This window comes from Microbacterium sp. NPDC091676, assembly GCF_044756645.1.
Taxonomy (GTDB): domain Bacteria; phylum Actinomycetota; class Actinomycetes; order Actinomycetales; family Microbacteriaceae; genus Microbacterium; species Microbacterium paraoxydans_D.
Genome location: NZ_JBIVTI010000002.1, coordinates 69,973 through 94,653 on the forward strand (window position 1 = coordinate 69,973; position 24,681 = coordinate 94,653).

At 71.0% G+C, this 24,681-nt stretch carries 22 protein-coding genes and 1 tRNA gene; 10 read left to right on the forward strand and 13 right to left on the reverse strand.

The genetic code is table 11. From position 1 onward, the window contains the following. The first annotated feature begins 60 nt into the window (after window positions 1–60). Both ACIQID_RS13455 and ACIQID_RS13460 read left to right on the forward strand, forming a co-directional pair. Window positions 61–142: transfer RNA gene (locus tag ACIQID_RS13455), tRNA-Leu, on the forward strand. Window positions 143–220: 78 nt separating this feature from the next. Continuing rightward, window positions 221–985: a DedA family protein gene (locus tag ACIQID_RS13460; RefSeq protein WP_400287126.1), complete on the forward strand. Its 765-nt coding sequence runs from the start codon at window positions 221–223 to the stop codon at window positions 983–985. Window positions 986–997: 12 nt separating this feature from the next. Here the strand turns inward: ACIQID_RS13460 and ACIQID_RS13465 are convergent, their stop codons facing one another. Beyond that, complete coding sequence (locus ACIQID_RS13465) at window positions 998–1,810, reverse strand: Ku protein (RefSeq protein WP_136051108.1); 813 nt, start codon at window positions 1,808–1,810, stop codon at window positions 998–1,000. 57 nt (window positions 1,811–1,867) lie between these two features. On the opposite strand from ACIQID_RS13465, the gene ligD reads away from it, so the two are divergent. Beyond that, window positions 1,868–3,847 (forward strand): non-homologous end-joining DNA ligase, encoded by a 1,980-nt coding sequence (gene ligD, locus ACIQID_RS13470; RefSeq protein ID WP_400285982.1) that lies wholly within the window; start codon window positions 1,868–1,870, stop codon window positions 3,845–3,847. Window positions 3,848–3,859: 12 nt separating this feature from the next. Here the strand turns inward: ligD and ACIQID_RS13475 are convergent, their stop codons facing one another. From ACIQID_RS13475 to murI, 4 genes are all read right to left on the reverse strand, one after another. Continuing rightward, window positions 3,860–4,780, reverse strand: coding sequence for a cation diffusion facilitator family transporter (locus tag ACIQID_RS13475; RefSeq protein ID WP_400285985.1), 921 nt, complete (start codon window positions 4,778–4,780; stop codon window positions 3,860–3,862). Window positions 4,781–4,880: 100 nt separating this feature from the next. Further along, window positions 4,881–5,474, reverse strand: coding sequence for an RdgB/HAM1 family non-canonical purine NTP pyrophosphatase (gene rdgB / locus ACIQID_RS13480; protein ID WP_400285988.1), 594 nt, complete (start codon window positions 5,472–5,474; stop codon window positions 4,881–4,883). Between the two features lie 2 nt (window positions 5,475–5,476). Continuing rightward, window positions 5,477–6,214: a ribonuclease PH gene (rph, locus tag ACIQID_RS13485; RefSeq protein WP_259981752.1), complete on the reverse strand. Its 738-nt coding sequence runs from the start codon at window positions 6,212–6,214 to the stop codon at window positions 5,477–5,479. A 33-nt stretch (window positions 6,215–6,247) separates the two neighbouring features. After that, window positions 6,248–7,084: a glutamate racemase gene (gene murI, locus ACIQID_RS13490; RefSeq protein WP_136051104.1), complete on the reverse strand. Its 837-nt coding sequence runs from the start codon at window positions 7,082–7,084 to the stop codon at window positions 6,248–6,250. 63 nt (window positions 7,085–7,147) lie between these two features. On the opposite strand from murI, the gene ACIQID_RS13495 reads away from it, so the two are divergent. Beyond that, window positions 7,148–8,473, forward strand: coding sequence for a nicotinate phosphoribosyltransferase (locus tag ACIQID_RS13495; protein ID WP_400285993.1), 1,326 nt, complete (start codon window positions 7,148–7,150; stop codon window positions 8,471–8,473). Between the two features lie 6 nt (window positions 8,474–8,479). Here the strand turns inward: ACIQID_RS13495 and ACIQID_RS13500 are convergent, their stop codons facing one another. The 3 genes from ACIQID_RS13500 to ACIQID_RS13510 are packed head-to-tail and all read right to left on the reverse strand — an operon-like array spanning window position 8,480 to window position 12,289. Continuing rightward, window positions 8,480–8,746, reverse strand: coding sequence for a DUF3039 domain-containing protein (locus ACIQID_RS13500; RefSeq protein ID WP_025105320.1), 267 nt, complete (start codon window positions 8,744–8,746; stop codon window positions 8,480–8,482). 40 nt (window positions 8,747–8,786) lie between these two features. Further along, window positions 8,787–10,352 carry a hypothetical protein gene (locus tag ACIQID_RS13505; protein ID WP_312675187.1) on the reverse strand — a complete coding sequence of 522 codons (1,566 nt, stop codon included), beginning with the start codon at window positions 10,350–10,352 and terminating at the stop codon, window positions 8,787–8,789. Beyond that, window positions 10,328–12,289: an ATP-binding cassette domain-containing protein gene (locus ACIQID_RS13510; RefSeq protein WP_400285997.1), complete on the reverse strand. Its 1,962-nt coding sequence runs from the start codon at window positions 12,287–12,289 to the stop codon at window positions 10,328–10,330. Before ACIQID_RS13510 ends, ACIQID_RS13505 begins: the two co-directional genes overlap by 25 nt. A 249-nt stretch (window positions 12,290–12,538) precedes the next feature. Between ACIQID_RS13510 and ACIQID_RS13515 the strand changes: the two genes are divergently transcribed. The 4 genes from ACIQID_RS13515 (at window position 12,539) to ACIQID_RS13530 (ending at window position 16,216) form a co-directional block, all read left to right on the forward strand. Beyond that, complete coding sequence (locus ACIQID_RS13515; RefSeq protein WP_025105324.1) at window positions 12,539–13,231, forward strand: NTP transferase domain-containing protein; 693 nt, start codon at window positions 12,539–12,541, stop codon at window positions 13,229–13,231. Window positions 13,232–13,310: 79 nt separating this feature from the next. Further along, the gene (locus tag ACIQID_RS13520; RefSeq protein WP_400286001.1) at window positions 13,311–14,300 is read left to right on the forward strand and encodes a hypothetical protein; all 990 of its coding nucleotides are present in this window, start codon (window positions 13,311–13,313) and stop codon (window positions 14,298–14,300) included. An 87-nt stretch (window positions 14,301–14,387) separates the two neighbouring features. After that, window positions 14,388–15,977, forward strand: a complete 1,590-nt coding sequence (locus ACIQID_RS13525; RefSeq protein ID WP_370670667.1) for an acyl-CoA carboxylase subunit beta — start codon at window positions 14,388–14,390, stop codon at window positions 15,975–15,977. Then, complete coding sequence (locus ACIQID_RS13530) at window positions 15,974–16,216, forward strand: acyl-CoA carboxylase subunit epsilon (protein ID WP_400286006.1); 243 nt, start codon at window positions 15,974–15,976, stop codon at window positions 16,214–16,216. The genes ACIQID_RS13525 and ACIQID_RS13530 overlap by 4 nt, the downstream gene beginning before the upstream one ends. 196 nt (window positions 16,217–16,412) lie before the next feature. On the opposite strand, the gene ACIQID_RS13535 is transcribed toward ACIQID_RS13530, so the two are convergent. From ACIQID_RS13535 to ACIQID_RS13550, 4 genes are read right to left on the reverse strand one after another with little or no spacing between them, the layout of a single operon-like run. Beyond that, window positions 16,413–17,435 carry a hypothetical protein gene (locus tag ACIQID_RS13535; RefSeq protein ID WP_400286009.1) on the reverse strand — a complete coding sequence of 341 codons (1,023 nt, stop codon included), beginning with the start codon at window positions 17,433–17,435 and terminating at the stop codon, window positions 16,413–16,415. Further along, window positions 17,432–18,667: an ATP-binding protein gene (locus ACIQID_RS13540; RefSeq protein WP_400286012.1), complete on the reverse strand. Its 1,236-nt coding sequence runs from the start codon at window positions 18,665–18,667 to the stop codon at window positions 17,432–17,434. Before ACIQID_RS13540 ends, ACIQID_RS13535 begins: the two co-directional genes overlap by 4 nt. Further along, window positions 18,657–19,316, reverse strand: a complete 660-nt coding sequence (locus ACIQID_RS13545; RefSeq protein WP_312675195.1) for a response regulator transcription factor — start codon at window positions 19,314–19,316, stop codon at window positions 18,657–18,659. The genes ACIQID_RS13540 and ACIQID_RS13545 overlap by 11 nt, the downstream gene beginning before the upstream one ends. Before the next feature lie 43 nt (window positions 19,317–19,359). Next, complete coding sequence (locus ACIQID_RS13550; RefSeq protein WP_400286015.1) at window positions 19,360–20,604, reverse strand: class I SAM-dependent RNA methyltransferase; 1,245 nt, start codon at window positions 20,602–20,604, stop codon at window positions 19,360–19,362. 23 nt (window positions 20,605–20,627) lie between these two features. Between ACIQID_RS13550 and ACIQID_RS13555 the strand changes: the two genes are divergently transcribed. Then, window positions 20,628–21,263 (forward strand): Maf family protein, encoded by a 636-nt coding sequence (locus ACIQID_RS13555; protein ID WP_400286018.1) that lies wholly within the window; start codon window positions 20,628–20,630, stop codon window positions 21,261–21,263. A gap of 78 nt (window positions 21,264–21,341) precedes the next feature. Further along, window positions 21,342–23,108 carry a biotin carboxylase N-terminal domain-containing protein gene (locus ACIQID_RS13560; RefSeq protein ID WP_400286021.1) on the forward strand — a complete coding sequence of 589 codons (1,767 nt, stop codon included), beginning with the start codon at window positions 21,342–21,344 and terminating at the stop codon, window positions 23,106–23,108. 94 nt (window positions 23,109–23,202) lie between these two features. Here the strand turns inward: ACIQID_RS13560 and ACIQID_RS13565 are convergent, their stop codons facing one another. Continuing rightward, a complete protein-coding gene (locus tag ACIQID_RS13565) occupies window positions 23,203–24,651 on the reverse strand; it encodes an NAD(P)H-quinone dehydrogenase (protein ID WP_025105680.1) in 1,449 nt (482 codons plus the stop codon). Window positions 24,652–24,681 lie beyond the last annotated feature (30 nt).

Consider the following 24,681-nt stretch of genomic DNA (forward strand, 5'->3'; position numbering starts at 1 on the left):
GAACTGCGGGACGATCCCCAGGGTCGAACGAGGCGTGGGTCAGTAGACTGAAGCCACCGCGCGGGAGTGGTGGAATTGGCAGACACGCAGGATTTAGGTTCCTGTGCCCCAGGGCGTGTGGGTTCAAGTCCCACCTTCCGCACGACGGGTGCTTCGGCGCCCGTACCGCTCCACCGCCGACACCTCACGACCGACGGGAATCCCGCCAGTGCTCGAAAGCATGCTGCACGCCCCCACCGCGCTCATCCCGTGGCTCGATCCGCAGACGATCATCGGGGCGGCGGGTCCGTGGGCGCTCCTCGTGGTCTGCTTCATCATCTTCGCCGAGACCGGTCTGTTGGTCGGCTTCCTCCTGCCCGGTGACACGCTGCTCATCATCGCGGGTCTGCTGACCCACACGAGCAACGTCTTCGGCGTGAACATCTGGGTCGTCTCGCTGCTCATCGCGCTCTCGGCGTTCATCGGGGGCGAGGTCGGCTACGTCATCGGGCACAAGGGCGGCCCCGCGGTGTTCGAACGCAAGGAATCCGGCCTGTTCAGCAAGAAGAACGTCGAGCGCACCAACGCGTTCTTCGAGCGCTTCGGCGGTCTCACCGTGATCCTGGCCCGCTTCGTGCCGATCGTGCGCACCTTCGCCCCGGTCGCGGCCGGCGTGGGCCACATGCCCTGGCGGCGCTACTCGCTCTACAACTTCATCGGGGCGATGATCTGGGGCTTCGGCCTCACGATGGTCGGGTACCTCATCGCCTACATCCCGTGGGTGCGAGACCTCGTCGTCGACTACATCGACATCATCCTGCTCGTCGCCGTCGGCGGCACCGCGCTCGTCACCCTCTGGCACTACCTCTCCGAGCGCCACAAGGCGAAGAAGGCCGCGGCCGCGGGCGAAGACGTCGTGACCGACCACGCGGAGGCGGAGGAGCTCGTCCTCGACGCCGACGTGTTCGACCGGGCCCCCGACCTCGACGGCGACGGCAAGCACTGACCCCGCGCGGGGTCAGCCCGCGTTCTTCGAGCGCTTCTCCTTGGAGCGGGCCACGCTCGCGCGCAGCGCCTCCATCAGGTCGATGACCTCGCCCCCGTCGGCGGCCTTCTCGGCGTCGCCACCGAACGTCTCGGCCACATCGAACGTCTCGCCGGCCTCGATCTTCGCGTCGATGAGGGTGCGGAGCTCCTTCTGGTACTCGTCGACGAACTCCTCGGGATCGAAGTCGGCCGAATAGCTGTCGACGAGGGAGGACGACAGCTCCAGCTCCTTCTTCGAGATCCGCACGTCCTCGTCGAGGGACGGGAACTCCGCCTCCCGGACCTCGTCCGACCACAGGAGCGTCTGGAGCACGAGCACCTTGCCCCGCACGCGCAACGCGGCGAGCCGGGTCTTCTGGCGCAGCGTGAACCGCACGATCGCGGTGCGGTCGGTCTGCTCCAGGGTCTTGCGCAGCAGCACGTACGCCTTGGGCGACTTCGAGTCGGGCTCCAGGTAGTACGGCTTGTCGAGGGTGAGCGGATCGACCTGCTCGGAGGGCACGAACTCCACGACGTCGATCTCGCGGCTCTTCTCCGCCGGAAGCGCGGCGAGGTCGTCCTTGGTGAGCACGACCGTCTGGCCGTCGTCGACGTAGGCGCGGTCGATGTCGGAGTACGCGACCGTCTCGCCGCACACCTCGCAGGTCCGCTGGTAGCGGATGCGGCCGCCGTCCTTGTCGTGCACCTGATGCAGCGGTACGTCGTGGTCCTCGGTCGCGGAGTACACCTTGACCGGCACGTTCACCAGCCCGAACGTCAGGGCGCCCTTCCAGATCGTCCTCATCACACCAGTAGACACCAGCCCCACCCGTCACGACCACCCCTTGACTACGCTGGCTCCATGGTGGGAGAGGCACAGGTCGTACAGGTCGACGGCCGACGACTGCGCGTGACCAACCTCGACAAGGTCGTCTATCCGGAGACGGGCACGACCAAGGGGGAGGTCATCGCCTACTACACGGCCATCGCGCCCCTGCTCCTGCCGCTCCTCGACGGCCGCCCGGTCACCCGCAAGCGCTGGGTCGAGGGGGTCGGCACCGCCGCCGCCCCCGAAGACTCCTTCTTCACGAAGCAGCTCGAGCCCGGCGCTCCGGACTGGATCCCGCGGCAGGACATCCAGCACTCCGACGGTCCCAAGGCGTACCCGCTGGTGGAGGACGTGCCCACGCTCGTGTGGCTCGCGCAGGTCGCGGCGATCGAGCTGCACGTGCCGCAGTGGCGGTTCACCCCGCAGGGTCTACCCGGACGCCCGGACCGTCTCGTGCTCGACCTCGACCCCGGACCCGGTGCCGACCTCGCGCAGTGCGCCGAGGTCGCCCGGATCGCCAGGACGCTCCTCACCGGCATGGGTCTCGACCCTCTTCCCGTGACGAGCGGCAGCAAGGGCATCCACCTCTACGCGTCCCTGCCCGGGGAGCAGACCAGCGCCGAGGTGTCCGCCGTGGTCAGGGAGCTGGCCCGCATCATCGAGAACGAGCACCCGGATCTTGCGACGAGCGTCATGTCCAAGGCCGTGCGCGGGGGCAAGGTGTTCCTCGACTGGAGCCAGAACAACGGCAAGAAGACGACGATCTCCCCCTACTCCCTGCGCGGGCGTGCCCGGCCCGGGGTCGCGGCGCCGCGCACGTGGGAGGAGCTCGACGATCCGGGGCTCGCGCACCTCGAACTGGACGACGTGCTCGCGCGCGCGGCTGCGGGATTCGACCCCCTCTCGTCGCTCCGCCCCGACGCTCCGGCACTGCCCGCGCACGCGCCCGCCTCGACCCCGGCTCCCGCGATCCGGGCGGCGGCCCCCGCCCCCGCCCGCCACGGACGGCCCCTCGCCGCGCCGGCACCGTCACCCGCCGGCGCCACCCTCCCCTCCCTCGCCCCGATGCTCGCCGAGAACGGCACCCCCGCGATCGCTCGGAACCTCAGCACCCCCTCCTGGGTGGAGGTGAAGTGGGACGGCATCCGTGCGATCGGCACCTGGCGCGACGGGCACATGTCGCTGCACGCCCGTCGCGGCACCGACATCACCGCGCGCTATCCCGAGCTGACGGCCGACGGTGCCCCGTTCCTCCCGGTCGACGAGGCGATCGTCGACGGGGAGATCGTCGCCTTCGACAGCGCCGGTCGGCCGAGCTTCTCGCTGTTGCAGAACCGCATGCATCTCACCCGCCCGCGGGAGATCGAGCGCGAGGTCGTGCGCACACCCGTCGTGTACATGCTGTTCGACCTGCTCCGTCTCGACGGGCATGATCTCACCGCGATGCCGCTGCGCGAGCGGCGCACGCTGCTCGGCGACATCGTGGCGGGGGTCGACGCGCCCATCCAGGTCCCTCCCGTCTTCGACGACGTCGACGCGGCGCTGGCCGCGAGCGAGGAGTTCGGCCTGGAAGGCGTCGTCGTGAAGGACCCGGCGTCACGGTATCGTGCCGGCCAGCGCTCGCCCTCCTGGCTCAAGCTCAAGAACACCCGCATGCAGGAGGCGGTGATCGTCGGCATCCGCCCGGGGAAGGGCGAGCGGGAGGGCACTCTCGGCTCCCTCCTCCTCGCGGTCCCGGAGGACGGCGACCTCCGTTACATCGGACGTGTGGGCACCGGCTTCACGGACCGCATCCTCCGCGACCTCCTGGCGCGCCTGGAGCCGCTGCGGGTGCCGCGCGCACCGCTCGACGGCGTCCCCCGACCCGACGCCTCCGACGCGCTGTGGGTGCGCCCCGAGCTCGTGGGCGAGGTGGAGTTCGCGAACTGGACGCCGGACGGCATCCTGCGGCACGCCCGCTGGCGGGGTCTGCGTCCCGACAAGACCGTCGACGAGATCACCGTCGAGGCCTGAGGGGCACGCCGCTCAGGCGTGGTGCGGTTCGCAGTCGCTCTGCTCGGCCGGTTCGATCTGGAACGTGGAGTGCGCGACGTCGAAGTGATCCGCGAGGCACGCCTGCATCTCCGACAGCAGCGCCGCCGAGCGGCCGTCCGCCAGCAGGTCCGGCCGCACGCTGACGTGCGCGGTGAAGACCGGAGCACCGCGGGTGAGCTGCCACACGTGCACGTCGTGGACCCCGACGACGCCGTCGTAGCCGAGCAGGTGGGTGCGGATCTCGCCGACGGCCATGCCCTTCGGCGCCGACTCGGCGAGCACGGAGAACACCTCCTTGAGCAGGACGAACGCCCGCGGGATGATCATCGCCGCGATGAACAGCGAGGCGAGGGCGTCGGCCGGCATCCAGCCCGTCACGAGGATCACGCCCGCCGCGATGATGACCATGAGCGAGCCGAGCAGGTCGCCCATCACCTCGAGGTAGGCGCCGCGCACGTTCAGGTTCGTGCGCTGGGCACGGCTGAGCAGCCACATCGACACCGCGTTCGCGACGAGGCCGACGACCGCGACGACGAGCATGAGCCCGCCGGCGACCTCGACCTCGGAGGGGTTCAGCAGCCGCTGCACCCCCTGCACGGCGACGACCGCGGCGAGGGCGATGAGGATGACCGCGTTGATCAGCGCGCCGAAGACCTCCGCGCGCTGATAGCCGAACGTCCGCCGATCGTCCGCGGGCCGCGCCGCCACGGTCGCGGCGATCAGCGCGATCACGAGCGCCGAGGCGTCCGTGAACATGTGCGCGGCGTCCGCGAGCAGCGCCAGCGATCCCGTGAGCAGAGCTCCGACGACCTGCACGATCATCACGGTGGCCGTGAGGGTCAGGGAGATCGCGAGCAGGCGGCGGCTGCTCGCCGAACGGAGACCGCCGGGCGCGGGCGCATGATCGTGCATGCCCCCAGGCTAGCCCGGCGGCGGGTGCAGCGAGGCCGTTCCCGGCTAGTCGGGAACAGTAACGATTCTCACCGTCAGCAGGGGTTCTTCTCTTCGACGCTCAGAGCGCGGCGAGCAGCGGCACGAGCGCCGTGAAGGCGCGGGCGCGATGCGACTGCGACTGCTTCTCCTCCGCCGTGTACTCCCCCACGGTGCGCTCCGCGCCGGCCGGCTGACCGTCCGGGAGGAAGATCGGGTCGTAGCCGAAGCCCCCGGCTCCGGAGGCTTCGTGGGCGAGGCGTCCGGGCCAGATCCCCTCCACGACGTGCTCGCGACCGTCCGGGAGGACGAGCGCGATGGTCGAGGTGAAGTGCGCCGAGCGATGCGGGTCGGCGATGTCGCGCAGCTGGTCGAGCAGCAGCTCCAGGTTCGCCGTGGCGTCCTTCTTCTGCCCTGCCCAGTACGCCGAGAACACCCCGGGCGAGCCGCCGAGCACGTCCACGCAGATGCCGGAGTCGTCGGCGAGCGCCGCGAGGCCGGTGTGCGCGGCAGCCGCTCGCGCCTTGCGGAGCGCGTTCTCGGCGAACGTCACCCCGTCTTCGACCGGCTCGGGACCGTCGTAGCCGACGACCTCCAGGTCGGGCCGCGTCTGCTGCACGATCTGCTGGAACTCCGCGACCTTGTGCGGGTTGTGGGTCGCGAGGACGACGCGCATGCTCAGGCTCCTGCCAGAGCGGCGAGCTGCCGTTCCTTCAGGTCCGCGCAGCCGGCGACGCCGAGGTCGAGGAGCGCGTCGAGCTCGCGCTTGTCGAACGGCGCCCCTTCGGCCGTGCCCTGCACCTCGACGAACAGGCCGCGGCCGGTCACCACGACGTTCATGTCGGTCTCGGCACGGACGTCCTCGACGTAGGCGAGGTCGAGCATCGGCTCCCCGTCGACGATGCCGACCGAGACGGCGGAGACGGAGTCGAGCAGCGGCGTCGAGTTCTTGCCGATGAACTTCTTGTCCCGTCCCCACTCGATCGCGTCGGCCAGGGCGACGTAGGCGCCGGTGATCGCCGCCGTGCGGGTGCCGCCGTCCGCCTGGAGCACGTCGCAGTCGATGACGATGGTGTTCTCGCCCAGCGCCTTGGTGTCGACGACGGCACGGAGGGCGCGGCCGATGAGGCGGGAGATCTCGTGCGTCCGGCCGCCGATGCGCCCCTTCACGCTCTCCCGGTCGTTGCGGCTGTTCGTCGCGCGCGGGAGCATCGCGTACTCGGCCGTGACCCAGCCCTTGCCCTTGCCGGTGAGCCAGCGCGGCACACCGTTCGTGAACGAGGCGGTGCACAGCACCTTCGTCCCGCCGAAGCTGATGAGAGCCGAGCCCTCGGCCTGCGCGCTCCAGCCGCGCTCGATGGTGATCTCGCGGAGCTGCGAGGTGGAACGGCCGTCGGCGCGGACGATGTCGGTCATGTGCTTCTCTCGGTCGGGGTGGGAGCGACGGGCTCAGCGCGCGTCGAGGGCGGAATCGGGGAGCGTGATGACGCCGGTCTGGACGAGCTGCACGTCGCGCACCTCACGGCCCATGAGCCGGTTCGCGAGCGCCGTGAAGTCATCGGCGGAGTCGCCCGTGGCCTCGTAGACGTAGGTCGCCGTGGCGTCGGGCGGCGCCAACAGATCGCCGCGCACGAGCTGGCGGTACACGTCGCCTGCGGTCTCGTCGTCGCTGGAGACGAGGGTCACGCCCTCCCCCATGACGTAGCTGATGGCGCCACGGAGGAACGGGTAGTGCGTGCAGCCGAGGACGAGTGTGTCCACCTCGGCCTCTCGCAGCGGCGCGAGGTACTCCTCGGCGACGGCCAGCACCTCGGGGGTCCCGGTCACGCCGGCCTCGACGAACTCGACGAACCGGGGGCAGGCCGCCGTGAACACCTGCAGGCGCTCGTTCACCTCGAGCATGTCCTGGTAGGCCCGGGAGCCGATGGTACCGACGGTGCCGATCACACCGACCCGGCCGTTCCTCGTCGTGGACACCGCGCGTCGCACGGCCGGACCGATCACCTCGACGACGGGCACGTCGTAGCGCTCGCGCGCATCGCGCAGCATGGCCGCGGACGCGGTGTTGCAGGCGATCACGAGCATCTTCACGCCCTGGTCCACGAGCGTGTCGAGCACCTCGAGCGCGTAGCGGCGCACGTCGGCGATGGGCTTGGGACCATACGGCGAGTGGGCGGTGTCGCCGATGTAGACGAACGATTCGCGGGGCAGCTGGGCCCGGATGGCCCTGGCCACCGTGAGCCCGCCGACACCGGAGTCGAAGATCCCGATCGGCGCGTCGTTCATGACCCCCAAGCCTACCCGCGTGCGCGGCGCCGCGTGCATCGCGGCGCTCACTAAGCTGAGCGCATGACCACGTCGACGGCGCTGCTCACCGACCGTTACGAGCTCACGATGCTCGCCGCCTCGCTCCGGGACGGCACCGCGTCCCGACCGAGCGTCTTCGAACTCTTCTCGCGACGGCTCTCCGGCGGGCGCCGCTTCGGCGTCGTGGCCGGCACCGGACGGCTGCTCGCCCTGCTGCGCGACTTCCGCTTCGGGGATGACGAGCTGCGCTTCCTCCGTGACGAGCGCATCGTCGACGCCGAGACCCTCGGCTACCTCGAGCGCTATCGCTTCACCGGGACCATCCGCGGCTACCGCGAGGGCGAGCTGTACTTCCCCGGGTCCCCCATCCTCACGGTCGAGGGCTCGTTCGCGGACGCGGTGGTCCTGGAGACTCTGGCGCTGAGCGTGCTCAACCACGACTCCGCCGTCGCCACGGCCGCCGCGCGTATGAGCATCGCGGCCGGGGAGCGACCGCTCGCCGAGATGGGCTCCCGCCGCGCGGCGGAGCGCTCCGCCGTGGCCGCGGCACGGGCGGCCTACATCGCCGGCTTCGGCGCGACGAGCAACCTCGAGGCCGGGCGGGCCTGGGGCATCCCGACCATGGGCACCGCCGCCCACTCCTGGACTCTGCTGCACGACAGCGAGGAGGACGCCTTCCGCGCGCAGGTCGAGAGCATGGGCACGGACACCACGCTCCTCGTCGACACCTATGACATCCGCGCCGGGGTCGAGACGGCGATCCGCGTGGCCGGGACCGGGCTGGGCGGCGTGCGCATCGACTCCGGGGATCTGCCGATCGTCGCCGCGGAGGTGCGCGCGCAGCTCGATGAGCTCGGCGCCACCGAGACCCGCATCACGGTCACGAGCGACCTCGACGAGTACGCGATCGCCGCGCTGGCGGCCTCCCCCGTGGACGCGTACGGCGTCGGCACCTCCGTCGTGACCGGTTCCGGATACCCCACGGCGAGCATGGTCTACAAGCTCGTGGCCCGGCAGGACGCCGACGGCTCATGGATCGGGGTCGCCAAGGCCTCCGCCGACAAGGCGTCGTTTGGCGGCCGCAAGGCGGCGTTCCGCACGCTCAGCGAGGGGGTCGCCGCGTCGGAGACCGTCGTCGTCTCCGACGGGTTCGAGGCGCTCGACACCCCTGCGGAGCACCCGGACGGACGACCGCTCCAGGTCACCCTCGTCGACGGCGGCGAGATCGACTCCACCTACGAGGGCGCTGCGGGTACTGCCGCCGCCCGTGCGCATCACCTGCGCGTCCGCGAAGAGCTCCCGGTGCGCGCGCTGGCCCTCAGCAAGTCGGATCCGGCGATCCCGACCGTCTACGTGGAGGCCGACTGACCGGGGTCAGCGGACCATCGACTCGTAGATCTCCTTGCACGTCGGGCAGATCGGGAACTTCTCGGGGTCGCGCCCCGGCGTCCACTTCTTGCCGCACAGGGCGCGGACGGGCTTGCCCGTGATCGCCGACTCGAGGATCTTGTCCTTCTTGACGTAGTGGGAGAAGCGCTCGTGGTCGCCCGGTTCGATGTTCTCCTCGCGGAGGAGTTCTTCCAGTTCGCGATCAAGCGTTGCCACGCCGCCCTGATCGGGGCTGTCCAGCGGAGTACTCATCCCGTGATTCTAGCCGCGTCTCCGCCTCCGCGGGGCGGTCTCACGCGGTCTCGACGAACTCCATGAGACGTTCGCCGCTGCGCTCGAAGATGCGACCGCCGAGCACGGCGCCCCCGATGAACACGGCGATCCCGGTGAGGATGCCGACCCAGAACGCGGCGGGCGCGTAGCCGGGATCGGTGACGATGCTCGCCGCGAACAGCCACATCGTCGGCACGCTGAGCACGATCGCCCCGACGAACGCCGCCGCGGGGCCGTACACGCCGCGGGACGTGGGACGCTGCGGCTGCTGGAACGGGCTGTCCCCCGGACGGGAGACCGCGTACGGCGCCACCACGGACACCACGCTGGAGATGCCGAGGGCGCTGAACAGCAGGCTCGCCCCGAGACCGACGAGCGGGAGCAGGAGGCTCCATCTCCCGGCGAGGAGCAGCGAGAGCGGCACCGCGATCGCCAGCACGGGGACGGCGACGAGCAGCACCGGGACGAGGCGTCCGAGACGGTCCGGCAGACCGCGGACGCCGCTCGCGACGTGGGTCCACAGAGCCGTCGAGTCGTAGGCGACGTCGTTGTGGGGCAGCCAGCCGAAGAACAGCGCCATGACCGGCACCGGGACGAGGGCGGCGATCTCGACCGGCACGCCCGCGACGATCAGGGGGAACACGGTGAGCACGCCCGCCACCGGCACCACGATGATGTTCATGATGTACCGGCGGTCGCGCAGCCAGTACACGAGGCTCCGTGCCGCGATGGCACCGAAGGCGTTCGAGGGCAGGAGGCCGAACCAGCCGAGTCCGCTGCGCTCGCGTGCCGCCACCGGACGCTCGGTGGTCGTGAGCAGGCGGCGCACGAACCAGGTCCAGGCGAGCCACAGCAGCGCCAGGGTGACGACGGCCACCAGGCCGCTGATCCAGGCCGCGGCGGTGTCGCCCTCGGCCGCCGCGAACATCGCCGCCGGCGAGGCGGCGAGCGGGGTGAAGCCGATCACGGAGGTCAGCGTCGCCAGCGATGCCGGCACCTCGCCGTCCCAGCGGAAGGAACCGAGGAACACGGCGACAGGGAACGCGATCACGATGAGGGCGAGGGCGAACAGCGCGGTGAGCTCTCGGGAGCGGCGCTCCGGGAGCAGGAGCGCATTGAGCGCCATCCCGACCCGGGAGAGGAGGATCGTCGACAGCAGCCCCGTCAGCGCCAGGAGGACCGCCGGGATCCACGGCGCGCCGGCGCCGATCGCGACGACCGTCACGCTGATGTAGACCGCGAGGAGCGCGAGGCTCGGAACGCTGACGAGCGACGCGATCGCGAGCACCCAGGGCATCTTCCGCTCGTCGACGCCGAACACCGCGAAGCGCCGCGGATCGAGCTGGTCGACGGCCCCCACGAGCAGCGGCCCCACGAGGAAGCCGAGCAGCACAGCCGCCCCGCCGAGCACGGTCACCGCTTTGGACACGGGCACCGGAGCGTCGCCGAGGCTGAACACCGCCACGCACACGACGACCGTGACCGCGATCACGGCGCCGAAGGAGAGCAGGATGCGCACCCGGTGTTCCCCGCGCAGGGCGCCCAGGAGGAGCGCGAACCTCAGTCGGAGAACGTGTGCAGCCACTCGAGCCCCTCCACCTCTCCGCTGGATCCCGCGAGCTCCACGAAGCGCGATTCGAGCGTCTGGCCCGCGCGCACCTCGTCGATCGTGCCCTCGGCGAGCACCTCGCCGTTCACGATGATGGCGACCCGGGAGCACACGCGCTCGACGAGATCCATGCCGTGACTCGACAGGATCACCGTGCCGCCGTGCGAGACGTAGGCGCGGAGGATGTCGAGGATCACGGCCGACGACACCGGATCGACCGATTCGAACGGCTCGTCCAGCACCAGGACGCGCGGCGAGTGGATCATCGCGCCCGCGAGCATGATCTTCTTGGTCATTCCGGCCGAGTAGTCGGAGACCACCCGGTTCAGGGCATCGCCGAGGTCGAACGCCCGGGCGAGGTCACCCGTGCGCTTCTCGATGACGTCGGCCGCGAGTCCGCGGAGCAGACCGTAGTAGTAGAGCAGCTGCCGGCCGGTGAGGCGGTCGAAGGTGCGCAGGCGGTCGGGCAGGACCCCCATCACGCGCTTCGCGGCGAGCGGTTCGGTCGCCTGATCGATGCCGCAGATGAGAACGCTGCCCTCGTCGGCGCGCAGGAGGCCGGCGACGATCGACAGGGTCGTCGTCTTGCCGGCGCCGTTCGGTCCGACGATGCCGTAGAAGGAGGCGGCCGGGACCGTGAGGTCGATGCCGTCCACCGCCCGGTTCTCGCCGAACTGCTTCACGAGACCGCGGATCCGGATGGCTTCGGTGGCGGGCCCCGCCGCCTCCTCCTCGACGACCTCGGTCGGCGGCTCCTCGGCGATCACCGCGTCGACGACCTCGACGATCTCGACCTCCGCGACGCGGCCGTCCTCCGGTGCAGGCTCCGTCGTCACCGGCAGAGCGGTGTCGGACACCTCGACCGCGGGCTCCGCGGCGGAATCCTCGATGGCGGCGGCGTCCTCGACGCGCGTCGCCGACTCGGTGGTGCCGTCGTCCGACGCCACCACCGCGGCGGGCTCCTCGGGCTGCGTCTCCGCGGCGGCCTGTGCTTCCGCGGCGGCCTGTGCGTCCGCGGCCTGTGCGTCCGCAGCCGCGGCTTCCGCCGCCTGCGCCTCCGCGGCCTCGGCTTCCGCGGCCTTCGCGGCAGCCGCCTTGGCCGCAGCCGCCTTCGCCGCAGCGGTCTTGGCGGCGGTGGTCTTGGCCGTCGTCCTGGCCGCCGATGCCTTCGCGGCGGCCGTCTTCGCCGCGGCGGCCTTGGCCGCAGCCGTCTTGGCAGCCGACGTCTTGGCGGCAGCAGCGCTCGGCTTCGTGGTCGTCGCGGACGGACGCTTCGGGCTCGTGGTCCGCGCGGCGGTGTTCTTCACCGCGGCTGCTCGGGCGGCGGACGCCGTGCGCGCGGTCGCGGGATCCACGCTCGCTGCGGGCGTGGGCTCGACCACGACCTCGGACGTGGGGGCCGCCTTCTCGGCTGCGGCCTTGGTCGGTGCGGGCCGCGCGGCGGTCGGCTTCTTCACCGCAGGAGTCTTCGCCGCGGGAGTCTTCGCCGCGGGAGTCTTCGCCGCGGGCTTCTTCACCGCGGGCTTCTTCACCGCGGGAGTCTTCGCCGCCGTCGAGGACTTCGCCGGGCTGGAGGACTTCGCTGCGGTGGACTTCGCCGGAGCGGCCTTCGCACCCGCGGCCTTCGCCGCCGTGGTCTTCGGGCTCGTGGTCTTCGGGCTCGTGGACGTCGTGCCGGCGGTCTTCGCCGATGCGGTCTTCGCCGACGTGGACTTCGCAGTGGTGGTCTTCGAGGCTGCGGTCTTCGCCGCTGCCGACTTCGGCGCGGAGGACTTCGCTCCGGTCGCCTTCTTCGCGCCGGCGGAGGACGAGGCAGGTCTCTTGGCGGCCGGCTTCCGAGCGGGCGCGGAGGCCTCGGTCGGAGTCTCGGCTCCCTCTGCCTGGGGGGTGGGGTCATCAGGGGAGGAAGTCACCGTCCTACGGTATCAACGGGTGGCTGAGAGCCAAGGCCCCACGCGACATTCCGACATCAGAACCCCTTCTTCGCGGCATTTGCAAGGGGGTTGCCGTCCCTGTGCGTTGCGTGTGTACTCGGTCACGAAATGGCAACGGGACCCCCCTGGCCCCGGGCTTCCCAGGGGAAATCGCTACCATGATTCCCGGCACGACGAAGTGTCTGGTCGGTGAAACGACCGTGAACACAACTTCCTTTAGGAGTATTCGTGACTCTTCAGACCGTCATCCTCGCCGCGGGCATGGGCTCCCGCCTCGGCCGCGCGCTGCCCAAGCCGCTCACCGAGCTCAGCGACGGCCGCACGATCATGGGCCAGCAGCACGACAACATCCGCGCCGCCTTCGGATCCGACGCGCGCATCACCACGGTGGTGGGCTACCGCGCGGAGACGATCATCGAGGCCTTCCCCTCCGTGAACTACGTCCACAACGACCGCTACGACGAGACGAACACCTCGAAGAGCCTCCTGCGCGCCCTGGGCGCCACCGGCAGGAGCGGCGTGCTGTGGATGAACGGCGACGTCGTCTTCGACCCGATGATCCTCGGTCGCGCGGCCGCGTACATCGAGCGGGACCAGTCGTTCGTCACCGTCAACACCGCCAAGGTCAGCGACGAAGAGGTGAAGTACACCGTCACGGCGGAGGGCTTCATCAAGGAGCTGTCGAAGTCCGTCAAGGGCGGCCTCGGCGAGGCGGTCGGCATCAACTACATCTCCTCCGGCTTCAAGAAGGCGTTCATGCGCCAGCTGCAGCGGGTCGAGGACCAGGACTACTTCGAGCGGGGTCTCGAGCTGGCGATCGCCGAGGACGGCCTGCTGCTCGAGCCGATGGACGTCTCCGACCTGTACGCGGTCGAGGTCGACTTCGCGGAAGACCTGGAGCGCGCGAACCTCTTCGTGTGACGCTCCCCTCCGAGAGCCCCGTTCCGCCACGGACCGGGGCTCTCGGTGTTTTCGCGGAAGGGCTTCATAGGATCGGCACATGGCCCCCAAGGTGCACAAGATCCACTCGCTCCCGGACGACGCCCCGTGGGACAAGGGCGTGCCGCCGGTCGGCTCCCCCGAACACCCGATGATGGTCCGCGGGCTCGACCGGGTGCTCTCCATCCAGCGCCCGCTGGTGCTCGCCCACATCCGCAGCATCCGGCTCCGCAACCCGCACGCGACCCCCGACGAGATCATCCGGATCCTGGAGCGGCGCTACCTCGCAGCCGTCACGACCGGTGGGGCCGCGGTGGGGGCGACCGCCGTCGTGCCGGGTATCGGCACGGGCATCACCCTCGCGCTCTCCGGCGTCGAGACCGTGGGGTTCGTGGAATCCACAGCCCTCTTCGCGCAGTCGGTCGCCGAGGTGCACGGCATCGCGGTGGGCAACCCCGACCGTGCCCGCGCTCTCGTCATGACCCTCATGCTCGGCAAGGAGGGCGTCGACCTCGTCGGGCAGCTCGCCCGGCAGGTCACCGGTCGCGGCAGCAGCCGCTCGGCGTACTGGGGCGAGATGGTGACGAAGTCGCTCCCCCGCGCCGCCGTGGGGCCGCTCGTGGACCAGCTCAAAGGGATGTTCGTGAAGCAGTTCGCGGCCAAGGGCGGGGCATCGTTCCTCGGCAAGGCGATGCCCTTCGGGATCGGCGCGGCGATCGGCGGGGCGGGCAACCACATCCTCGGACGCCGCGTGCTCACCACCTCCCACCGGGCCTTCGGGGCCGCGCCTCTCACCCTCCCCGCCGAGCTGGAGCCCATCCCCGGCGCCGAGAAGGTGGAGCTGCGGATGCTGCGAGGAGCGCGCTACGCCGGCAACGCGGTCGCGGGAGCCGCGGGCACCGTGGCGCGTGGCGCGGGATGGGTCGGACACCGGGTCGGCGAGATCGCCGGTCGCCGACGCGAGCACTCCGCTGACGAGCTCGACGCCGGTCACGCGGACGGCGATCACGGGTTGCCGCCGCGCCCGGGTTCCGACACGACCGCCGGATGAGGGAGCGCGCACCTCGCCAAAGGATCCGCCGCCCCGTTGTGCCGATCATCCAACGGACGGCGCGAACCCGACGCTAGGGTGGAATCCGTGACGGACAAGCCCGACCCCTTTACCACCGCCGGCAAGATCGCGGACCTGCGCGCTCGCTACACCGAGGCCGTCGTCGACGCCGAGGCGAAGGCGAAGGAGAAGCAGCACGCCAAGGGCAAGATGACCGCCCGCGAGCGCATCGAACTCCTCGTCGACCCCGGCAGCTTCGTCGAGTTCGACGAGTACGTGCGCCACCGCACCACGGCGTTCGGCATGGATCGCTCCCGCCCGTACGGCGACTCCGTCGTCACCGGCGTCGGCACCATCCACGGCCGCACCGTCGCCGTGTACTCGCAGGACTTCTCCACCTTCGGCGGGTCGCTCGGCGAGGTCGCCGGCGAGAAGATCGTCAAGATCATGGAGTTCGCCCTGGCCGGCGGCATGCCGTGCATCGGCATCCTCGACTCGGGCGGCGCGCGCATCCAGGAGGGCGTCGTCGCGCTCGGCAAGTACGGCGAGATCTTCCGCCTGAACACCCGCGCCTCCGGCGTGATCCCGCAGATCTCGATCATCATGGGCCCGGCGGCCGGTGGCGCGGTGTACTCCCCCGCCCTCACCGACTTCGTCATCATGGTCGACAAGACCAGCCAGATGTTCGTCACCGGACCCGACGTGATCAAGACCGTCACCGGCGAGGACGTCGGCATGGAGGAGCTCGGCGGCGCCTACACGCACAACACGCGCTCCGGCGTCGCACACTACCTGGCCGAGGACGAGGACGACGCGATCGACTACGCCCGCACGCTCCTCGGCTTCCTGCCCGACAACAACATGGCGGAGCTGCCGTCCTACGAGAGCGCGTTCGAGTTCGAGACCACCGACGCCGACCGCACGCTCAACACCCTCATCCCGGACTCCCCGAACCAGCCGTACGACATCCACACCGTGATCGAGCACGTCGTGGACGACGGCGACTTCCTGGAGGTCCAGCCGCTGTTCGCGCCGAACATCGTCATCGGCTTCGGACGCATCGAGGGCCGCTCGGTCGGCATCATCGCCAACCAGCCGTCCCAGATGGCGGGCACGCTCAACATCGAGGCGGGCGAGAAGGCGAGCCGGTTCGTGCGCTTCTGCGACGCGTTCTCCCTCCCCATCGTGACCCTCGTCGACGTCCCCGGCTACCTGCCGGGAACCGACCAGGAGTGGACGGGCGTCATCCGCCGCGGCGCCAAGCTCCTCTACGCCTACGCCGAGGCCACCGTGCCTCTCGTGACCGTCATCCTGCGCAAGGCCTACGGCGGTGCGTACATCGTCATGGGGTCGAAGCAGCTCGGCGCCGACGTGAACCTCGCCTGGCCCACCGCGGAGATCGCCGTGATGGGCGGCCAGGGAGCCGTCAACATCCTGTACCGCGGAGAGATCCGCAAGGCGGAGGAAGCGGGCGAGGACGTGGCGGCGGTCCGCACGCGGCTGGCCAACGAATACACCTACAACGTGGCCTCGCCGTTCCTCGCGGCCGAGCGCGGCGAGCTCGACGGGATCATCGAGCCGGCGAACACCCGGGTGGCGATCGCGAAGGCGCTCCGGGCCCTGCGGGGCAAGCGTGCCGAGCTGCCCCCGAAGAAGCACGGGAACATCCCGCTGTGAGCGGCCTGGATCCCGCCGCCGACGGGGCGGCGCCCGCGCCCGTGCTGTTCGAGATCACGCGCGGCACCGCCACCGAGGAGGAGCTCGCAGCCCTCATCGCCGTGCTCGGGGACGCCTACGCGACCGAACAGGCCGAGGCGACGGTCGAGGAGCCGCGGGTCTCTGCCTGGACCCGCACCCAGCGCCCCCTCCGCCGACCGCTGCGCCGGGACATCCCGTGGGGACGTTTCGCGGGCTGAGCCGATGGCCGGGTTTTGTCCCCCAAAATACCTACAGACAACCGTTGCACGGCCCCGCAGACTAGAGGAGACGCTTCGCGTTCGGCTGGTCTCTCTGTCCCAGGGTAGACAGACGCTGATCGGCCACCAGCGGACGGTTTTCGGGTAACTGTCCGCATGGCGAGGGGCAGGCGGATTCGCCGCCCCTCGCCCACTCTCATCGCCGCGCGTCGGACGTCGTCCCGCGTCGCTCCCTCGCGATCTCGTGCCACAGGTCGACGGAGTCGTCGTCCGAGGCCCGCAGGCCGGCCCGGCCGACGACGGTGACGGCGACGAGCGGGTCTCGTGCCGAGCGGATGATGATGCGCCCCGTGCCGGCGCTGCGCAGCACCGACGCGAGCTCGTCGCGGATCTCCATGCGCCGACCCTCGTCGACCCCGTCGAGTCCGCCCTCGTCGAACACGGTCACCGAGGCGCCGCGACGGCGGGCCGCGTCGATCGCGTTGCGGACGTCGTCGTTCAGCAGGTCCGCGCCGCGCAGCTCGTCGCGGAGGCGCCCCTCGGCGAGCCTCGCCTCCAGCCGTTCCGCATCGTCGAGCTCTCCACGCGACGCCACCACCCGGCTGAGCACGGGGCCGGCGACGGCGAGGGCGAACTGGGTGCGGAGGCGACGCTCGCGCTGGCGCACCCGCTGGGTCGCGTGCCAGGCCGAGACCGCCTGCTGGATCTCCGACAGGCGCTCCGTGTCGCTCACGGCACGGTCCCAGAACATCACCAGGAGCTGGGCGACCGCGACCCACATGATCGACCCCACCACACCGAGGTTCAGCGCCACGCCGAGCCCGAGGGCGGCGGAGGCGGCGACGACGAGCACGACCAGCGTCGCCCAGCCCGCCCACGCGCGGCGACGGACCACGCAGACGATGCCGAGCAGACCGAGGGCGCCGATGTACCAGGTGGCGAAGGGCGCCGTCCGATCGTCGGGGTCCAGCGAGAGGGTGACCAGCACCGGGATGATCGCGCTCGCTCCGAGGGCGAGGAGCGCCGACCACAGCGGCATCCGCACCGTGGCCGGACTCCCGAGGATCGCGATGTTCACCACCACGAGGTACACGGCGATGGCGAGGACCATGAGCAGCGGAGCCGTCGGCTGCTCGATCCACCAGATCCCCCGGGCGACGAAGTACAGTGCGAAGCCGACGGCGAGCGAGGTCGCGACGCTGCGGACGGTCCGGTTCATGAGCGCTCCCACCCCAGGGTGACGACGGTGCCGTCCGCATCCGAGGCGATGTGCGCGGTTCCGGCCACGCCGGCCATGCGGGCGAGGATCGAGGCGCGGATGCCGAGCCGGTCGGGACCGATGGCCTCGACGTCGAAGCCGCCGCCGGTGTCCGAGATCGTCACGCCGATGCCCTCGTCACCGTGACCGACGACGAGGATGTGCAGGCCACGACCGTGGGCGTGTGCGACCGCGTTCCCGATCGCCTGGCGGGCGGCGAGGACGAGCGCTCGCGCGGCGCGCCCCGGGATGAGGCCGCTGCCGCCGCGCTCCTCCACGATGGCGTCCGCGCCGAGTTCGGAGAGCGCTCGTCGCAGCTCCACGACGATCTGCGCGGCTCCGACCGGCTCGTCGCTGCCCTCTTCCGCGACCGCCGCCTCGGTGTTCGCGAGCCGCGTGAGGGCCTCCCTGGCCATCGCCACGGCGAGCTCCCGTGCCCGCTCCCCCTCCGCGCGCTCTGCGGCGATGAGGGCGGCCAGGACGCTGTCGTGCATGAGGGCCGACATGGCGACCCTCTCCTCCTCGGCGGCCGCCGCGGCGGCCGCCGTCGCGTACGAGGCCACAGCCGTGCCCCGCGCCTCGTCGACGCCTGCGGCGACCGAACGGAACATCCAGCCGAGCGAGACGATCACGACGCCGAGGATCAGCGTGAAGGAGACGTCGAACGCCGTCGTGACCCAGAACTCCCGGGAGAACTCCCCCTGCACCAGACGCACGTATCCGTAGACAAAGGGCACGCCGACGGCCCACGCGAACTGCAGCCGCACGGGGAAGGCGAGCATCGCCGCCACCACGCCGACGTTCACGAGGAAGAAGATCCACGGCTGGTCTCCTGCGACCTTGTCGGTCGGGTCGACGACGACCGGCCATGCCGCGAGCGCGAGCACGTACACGACGGCGAACACCCCCGCGGCCAGGCGCACGCCGCGTCCGACCAGACAGGCGACGAGCATCGCGGTCAGCGGTACGAAGACGGCGACGAGCATCGAGATGTGCGGCGCGTCCGCGCGGGACATCGTCTGCACGGCCGCGATCAGCGCCTGTGCCCCGAGCACGGCCGACCCCAGGGCGACCACGATCGCCAGGATGCGTTCCATCCGCTTCCCGGTGAACCGCTCGAAGCCGTTCTCCGCGCTGCCGGGAGACGGGATCTTGCTCCAGGCGTCGCGGACGCTCAGCGGCTCAGCGGGCACTCGGCGCCCCGTCGGCCGTCACGATGCCGTCCTCCATCGCGCGTCGCAGCAGATCGACCTTGGTGGGCGCCGGCCGACCGACCTCGACGTACTTCACCCGGATCCGGGTGATGTTCTCCTTCGCGGTGGAGTACGCGACGCCGAGACGCTCGGCCACGGCCTTCAGCGGCAGGCCCGTCGCATACAGGCGGAGCACCTCCCGCTCGCGGGTGGAGAGCTGGGCATCGGCGAACGCCCGGTCTCCGTCGACCGCACTCGCCCATTCGACGTTGTTCAGCGCTTCGCCCTGGGCCACGGTCCGGATGGCGTCCAGCACGTCGTCGAGGGCCGACGACTTGCTGACGACACCGGCCGCACCCGCCGCCAGGGCCTCCCGGACCGCGGCCGGCCGGTCGGCGACGCTGTGGATCACGACGCTCGCACCGTCGGCGACGAGGGACACGACGTTCTCCGTCACGGTCGTCCCGTCCCCCAGTGTGAGGTCGAGCACGACGACGTCGGCGGGCGGAGCCCCCGTCGAGGACCGCCACACGAGGTAGGCGCCGACGGTGCTCCCCGTGAACACCACGGTCTGCCCGTCCCTGGCGCACGCGGCCTCGAGGCCGAGGCGGACGGACTCGTGGTCGTCGATGAGGGCGACGGTGCTCATGCCCACAGCCTAGTGAGTCACGGACCCGCGGCCGGGAATGCGCTCACCGGGTGAGCAGCGCGACGACCTCGAAGTGGTGCGAGTGCGGGAACAGGTCGAAACCGCGCAGGGCCTCCACCCGCCACCCCAGACCGCGGAACGTCCCGAGGTCGCGCGCGAGGGCGACCGGATCGCAGGCGACGTAGGCGATGGCAGACGGCGACAGGGCGTGCACGCCCTCCACCACCGCCCGGCCGGCACCGGACCGGGGCGGATCGAGCACGACGGCCCCCGTCGTGCCTCCGCGTCGCGGCTGCTGCAGGAAACGGTCGACGCGGGCGGTGACGGCGGCCACCTCGAGCGGAGCGAGGTTCGCGGCGGCATGCGCGGTCGCGCGTCGGCTGGACTCGACCGTGACGACGTCGGTGCCGCCGAGGTCGGCGAGCGTCCGCGCGAAGAGGCCGACGCCGCCGTACAGGTCGTAATGCGTCGCGTCCGGCTCCACATGACCGTCCAGCAGTCCGTACACGGCGCCGTCGAGGACGGAGGCGGCACGAGGATGCACCTGCCAGAATCCGCCGGCGTCGACGTCGAACGTGCGGTCGCCCACGCGCTCCTGCACCACCTCGGGCTTCGGTCGAGGGCGGCGGTCCCTGGGCGCCCGACGCTCGGCCTCGGGGTGCCGGAGGATGCGCACCCGGCCGTCCGCGGGCTCCACCAGCTCGATGCGTCCGGCCTTCTCGCCCTGCAGGGCCAGGGCGGCCTCGGCGATCGCGGGGCGGGCGAGCGGGTAGGTCGAGACAGGAACGACCCGGTGGCTGCGGGCGGCGAACGGGCCGATCCGCCCGGCATCGTCGACGTGCAGCGTCACCCGGGTGCGCCACCCCGTCCCGTCCCCGGACTCCACGGCCTCGATCTCCGGGGCCTCGAGCCCGGGACCGGCGAAGCGGTCGAACGCCTCCGAGAGGACCTGGCGCTTGAGCACGCGCTGGTGGTCGAGGTCGATGTGCCCGAGGTCGGCACCCCCCGGCCGCTGGGCGGGGTCGTGTGCGACGTCCGCCTCCGGCCAGATGTGCGGCCGGCGATGCGGGGAGGCGTCGAGGACCTCGATCGTCTCGGCGCGCCAGAAGCTCCGGGTATCGGGCTCCCCGGCGCCTGCGGACGGGTCGAGCAGCCGGGCACGGACGCGCTCCCCCGGGATCGCATCGGAGACGAAGACCACGCGTCCCTCGTGACGGGCGACGAAGGTGCCTCCGTGGGCGATGCCGGTGATGTCGAGATCGAGCACGTCGGCTGCGGAGGAAGTCATCCTTCGAGGATACGGTGGTCTCCATGCGCGTCTGCCTCGCCTCCACCTCCCCCGCCCGGCTCATGCTGCTGCGTCAGGCCGGCATCGAACCGCTCACGCTGTCGCCGGAGGTGGACGAGGACGCTCTCGCCGCCGCGGCGGAGGAGCGCATGGGCCCCCTCGCGCCCGCCGACCTCGTGCTGCTGCTCGCCCGTGCCAAGGCCGCGGCCGTCGCCGCGCGACTGGCCGCCGAGGGCGCGTTCGACGGCATCGTCATCGGCGGGGACTCGATGTTCGCCCTCGGGGATCAGGTGTACGGCAAGCCCTACACGCCGGAGGAGGCCACACGCCGGTGGCGGGAGATGCGCGGCGCCACGGGGGTGCTGCACTCCGGGCACTCCGTGTTCCGCGTCGCCCCCGGCATCGAACCCGTCGAGGCGACCGCGGTCGCGGAGGCCGCGGTGACGTTCGCCGACGACGTGAGCGATGAGGAGATCGCCGCGTACGTGGCGTCGGGTGAGCCGCTGCACGTCGCCGGAGCCTTCACCGTCGACAGTCTCGGCGGCGCCTTCATCACCAAGGTCGAGGGCGACCCCTCCACTGTGGTGGGCATGTCGCTGTCCACCGTGCGCCGCCTCACCGCCGACCTCGGGGTCCGGTGGACGGATCTGTGGTCGTAGACTCCCCTCCACGTTTTTCCCTCTTTCTTGTCGAGAGTCGTCAAAAGTATCGGGATGCTACTCGCTAGGCTGGCAACCATGCCTGAAATCGCGAAGGTGCTCGTCGCCAACCGCGGCGAGATCGCCGTCCGCATCGTCCGTGCCGCTCGTGACTCCGGGATCGCCTCGGTCGCCGTCTACGCCGACCAGGACAGGGACGCGCTGCATGTGCGCCTGGCCGACGAGGCGTACGCGCTCGGTGGCGCGACAAGCGCCGAGACGTACCTCCAGATCGAGAAGATCCTCTCCGTCGCCCGCCGCGCCGGCGCCGACGCCGTGCACCCCGGCTACGGCTTCCTCGCGGAGAACGCCGAGTTCGCGCGCGCGGTGATCGACGCCGGGATGATCTGGATCGGCCCCTCTCCCGAGGCGATCGAGGCGCTCGGCGACAAGGTCACCGCCCGCCACGTGGCCGAGAAGGTCGGTGCGCCCCTCGCGCCCGGCACCCCCGGCCCGGTCTCGGGTGCCGACGAGGTCGTCGCCTTCGCCCAGGAGTTCGGCCTGCCGATCGCCATCAAGGCCGCGTACGGCGGCGGCGGACGCGGCCTCAAGGTCGCCCGTGAGCTCGACGAGGTCGAGGAGCTGTTCGAATCCGCCACCCGCGAGGCCGTCGCCGCGTTCGGCCGTGGCGAGTGCTTCGTGGAGAAGTACCTCGACAAGCCCCGGCACGTCGAGACCCAGTGCCTCGCCGACGCCGAGGGCAACGTGGTCATCATCTCGACCCGCGACTGCTCGCTGCAGCGCCGGCACCAGAAGCTCGTCGAAGAGGCGCCGGCCCCGTTCCTCACCCCCGAGCAGAACGAGAAGCTCTACTCCGCCTCCAAGGCCATCCTCAAGGAGGTCGGCTACGTCGGCGCGGGCACGTGCGAGTTCCTCATCGGCGCCGACGGCACGGTCTCCTTCCTCGAGGTGAACACCCGCCTCCAGGTCGAGCACCCGGTGTCCGAGGAGGTCACCGGGATCGACCTCGTCCGCGAGCAGTTCCGCATCGCCGCCGGCGGCACGATCGACTACGACGACCCCCAGCCGCAGGGGCACTCCATCGAGTTCCGCATCAACGGCGAGGACCCGGGTCGCGGATTCCTCCCCCAGCCCGGCCCCATCCACGTCTTCAAGACCTTCGGCGGCCCCGGCATCCGCCTCGACTCCGGTGTGACCGCCGGGGACGCGGTCTCCGGCGCGTTCGACTCGCTGCTCGCCAAGATCATCGTCACCGGCAAGGACCGCGCCGAGGCCCTGGAGCGCGCGCGTCGGGCCCTCGACGAGTTCGAGGTCGCGGGTCTGCCCACCGTCATCCCGTTCCACCGCAAGGTCGTCCGCGACCCCGCCTTCACGGCCGAGGACGGGACGTTCGGGGTGTACACGCGCTGGATCGAGACCGAGTTCGACAACGACATCCCCGCGTGGGACGGCGAGCTCGAGGCTCCGGCTCCCACGAACGCCCGGCACACGGTCGTCGTCGAGGTCGGCGGCAAGCGCCTCGAGGTCAGCCTCCCCGATCGCGTCGCGGTCGCCCCCGGCACCGCCGGTCGCCCGGCGGCCGTCCCGCCGTCGCGCCGCAGCCACGCCACCGTCGCCAACGCCGGGGCCTCCGGCGACGCGGTGAAGTCGCCGATGCAGGCCACGGTCGTCAAGGTCGCCGTCGAGGAGGGGCAGCAGGTCGTCAAGGGCGACCTCGTCGTCGTCCTCGAGGCGATGAAGATGGAGCAGCCGCTGCAGGCGCACAAGGACGGCGTGGTGGGCAACATCGACGCCGCCGCGGGCGCCACGGTCTCCGCCGGTCACCAGCTCCTCACGATCTCCTGACCCGATCTCCTGACCCGAGACCCCGCTTTCACGCCGAGACCCCGGGCTGCAGATGTCTGCAGCCCGGGGTCTCGGCGATTGCGGGGGGTCTCGGTCAGGAGATGTTCACGAGGTGCATCGCGCGGCTCGCGTCGGTGATGCTGCTGGAGAGCGAGGGGTACGCGGCGAACACGCGGGAGACCTGATCGACGGTGAGGCGACGCTCGACCGCGATCGCGATCGGGTAGATGAGCTCGGAGGCCTTCGGCGCCACGATCACGCCGCCGATGACGGTGCCGGACCCCTTGCGGGCGATGAGCTTGACGAAGCCGTCCTTGATGCCCATCATCTTCGCGCGCGGGTTGGCGGCCAGCGGGAGCTTGTAGACCATGCCGTCGGCGAGGCCGTCCTCCACGTCCTTGACGCCGTAGCCGACGGTCGCGATCTCCGGCGCCGTGAAGATGTTGGAGGTGATCTTGATGAGCTCGAGCGGGATGACGATGTCGCCCAGCGCGTGGAACACCGCCGTCCGCCCCTGCATCGAGGCCACCGATGCCAGCGGGAAGAAGTTCGTGCAGTCGCCCACCGCGTACACGTTCGGCACCGAGGTGCGCGCGACGCGGTTCACCCGGACGTGACCGGAGTCGTCGAGCTCGACGCCGGCCTCCTCCAGGCCGATGCCCGCGGTGTTCGGGATGGAGCCGACCGCCATGAGGCAGTGGCTGCCCTCGACCGTGCGGCCATCCGACAGGGTCACGGTGACGCCGTCGCCGGTGACCTCGACCTTCTCGGCCCGCGACTTCGACAGCACCTGCATGCCGCCCCGCTTGAACACCTTCTCCAGCACGCGCGCCGCATCCTGGTCCTCGCCGGGGAGGACCTGCTCGCGGCTGGAGACGAGCGTGACCTTCGCCCCGAGGTTCATGTAGGCGGAGGCGAACTCCGCGCCGGTCACGCCGGAGCCGACGACGATGAGGTGCTCGGGCAGCGCCTTCATGTCGTAGAGCTGCGTCCACGTGAGGATGCGCTTGCCGTCGGGCTTGGCGGAGTCGAGCTCGCGCGGCGAGGCGCCGACCGCGACGACGATGGTGTCGGCCTCGACGCGGTCGAAGTCCGTGCCCCGCTCGCCCGTGGAGACGACGATGGCGTTCGGACCCTCCAGACGGCCGTGACCGGAGAGGATCCGCACGCCGGCGTCGAGGAGGGTGGTGCGCATGTCCTCGGACTGCTGACCGGCGAGCGCCACGAGGCGCTTGTTCACGGCGGCGAGGTTGATGGCGATCTCCGGCTTGAGCGGCTTGCCGTTCTCGCCCTTGGCGTAGAAGTTCACGCCCAGGTCGCTGGCCTCGGAGATGGCGACAGCGGCGTCCGCCGTCGCGATGAGGCTCTTCGACGGCACCACGTCGGTGAGCACGGCTGAACCGCCGACACCGACGCGCTCGACGAGGGTGACCTCCGCTCCGAGCTGGGCGGCCGCCAGGGCCGCCTCGTAACCGCCGGGTCCGCCGCCGAGGACGGCGACGCGCTGAGTGCGCTCGAAAGTGGTGGAAGACATGCTCTCCATTCTTCCGCAATCCTGGCACCGGAGCCTGCC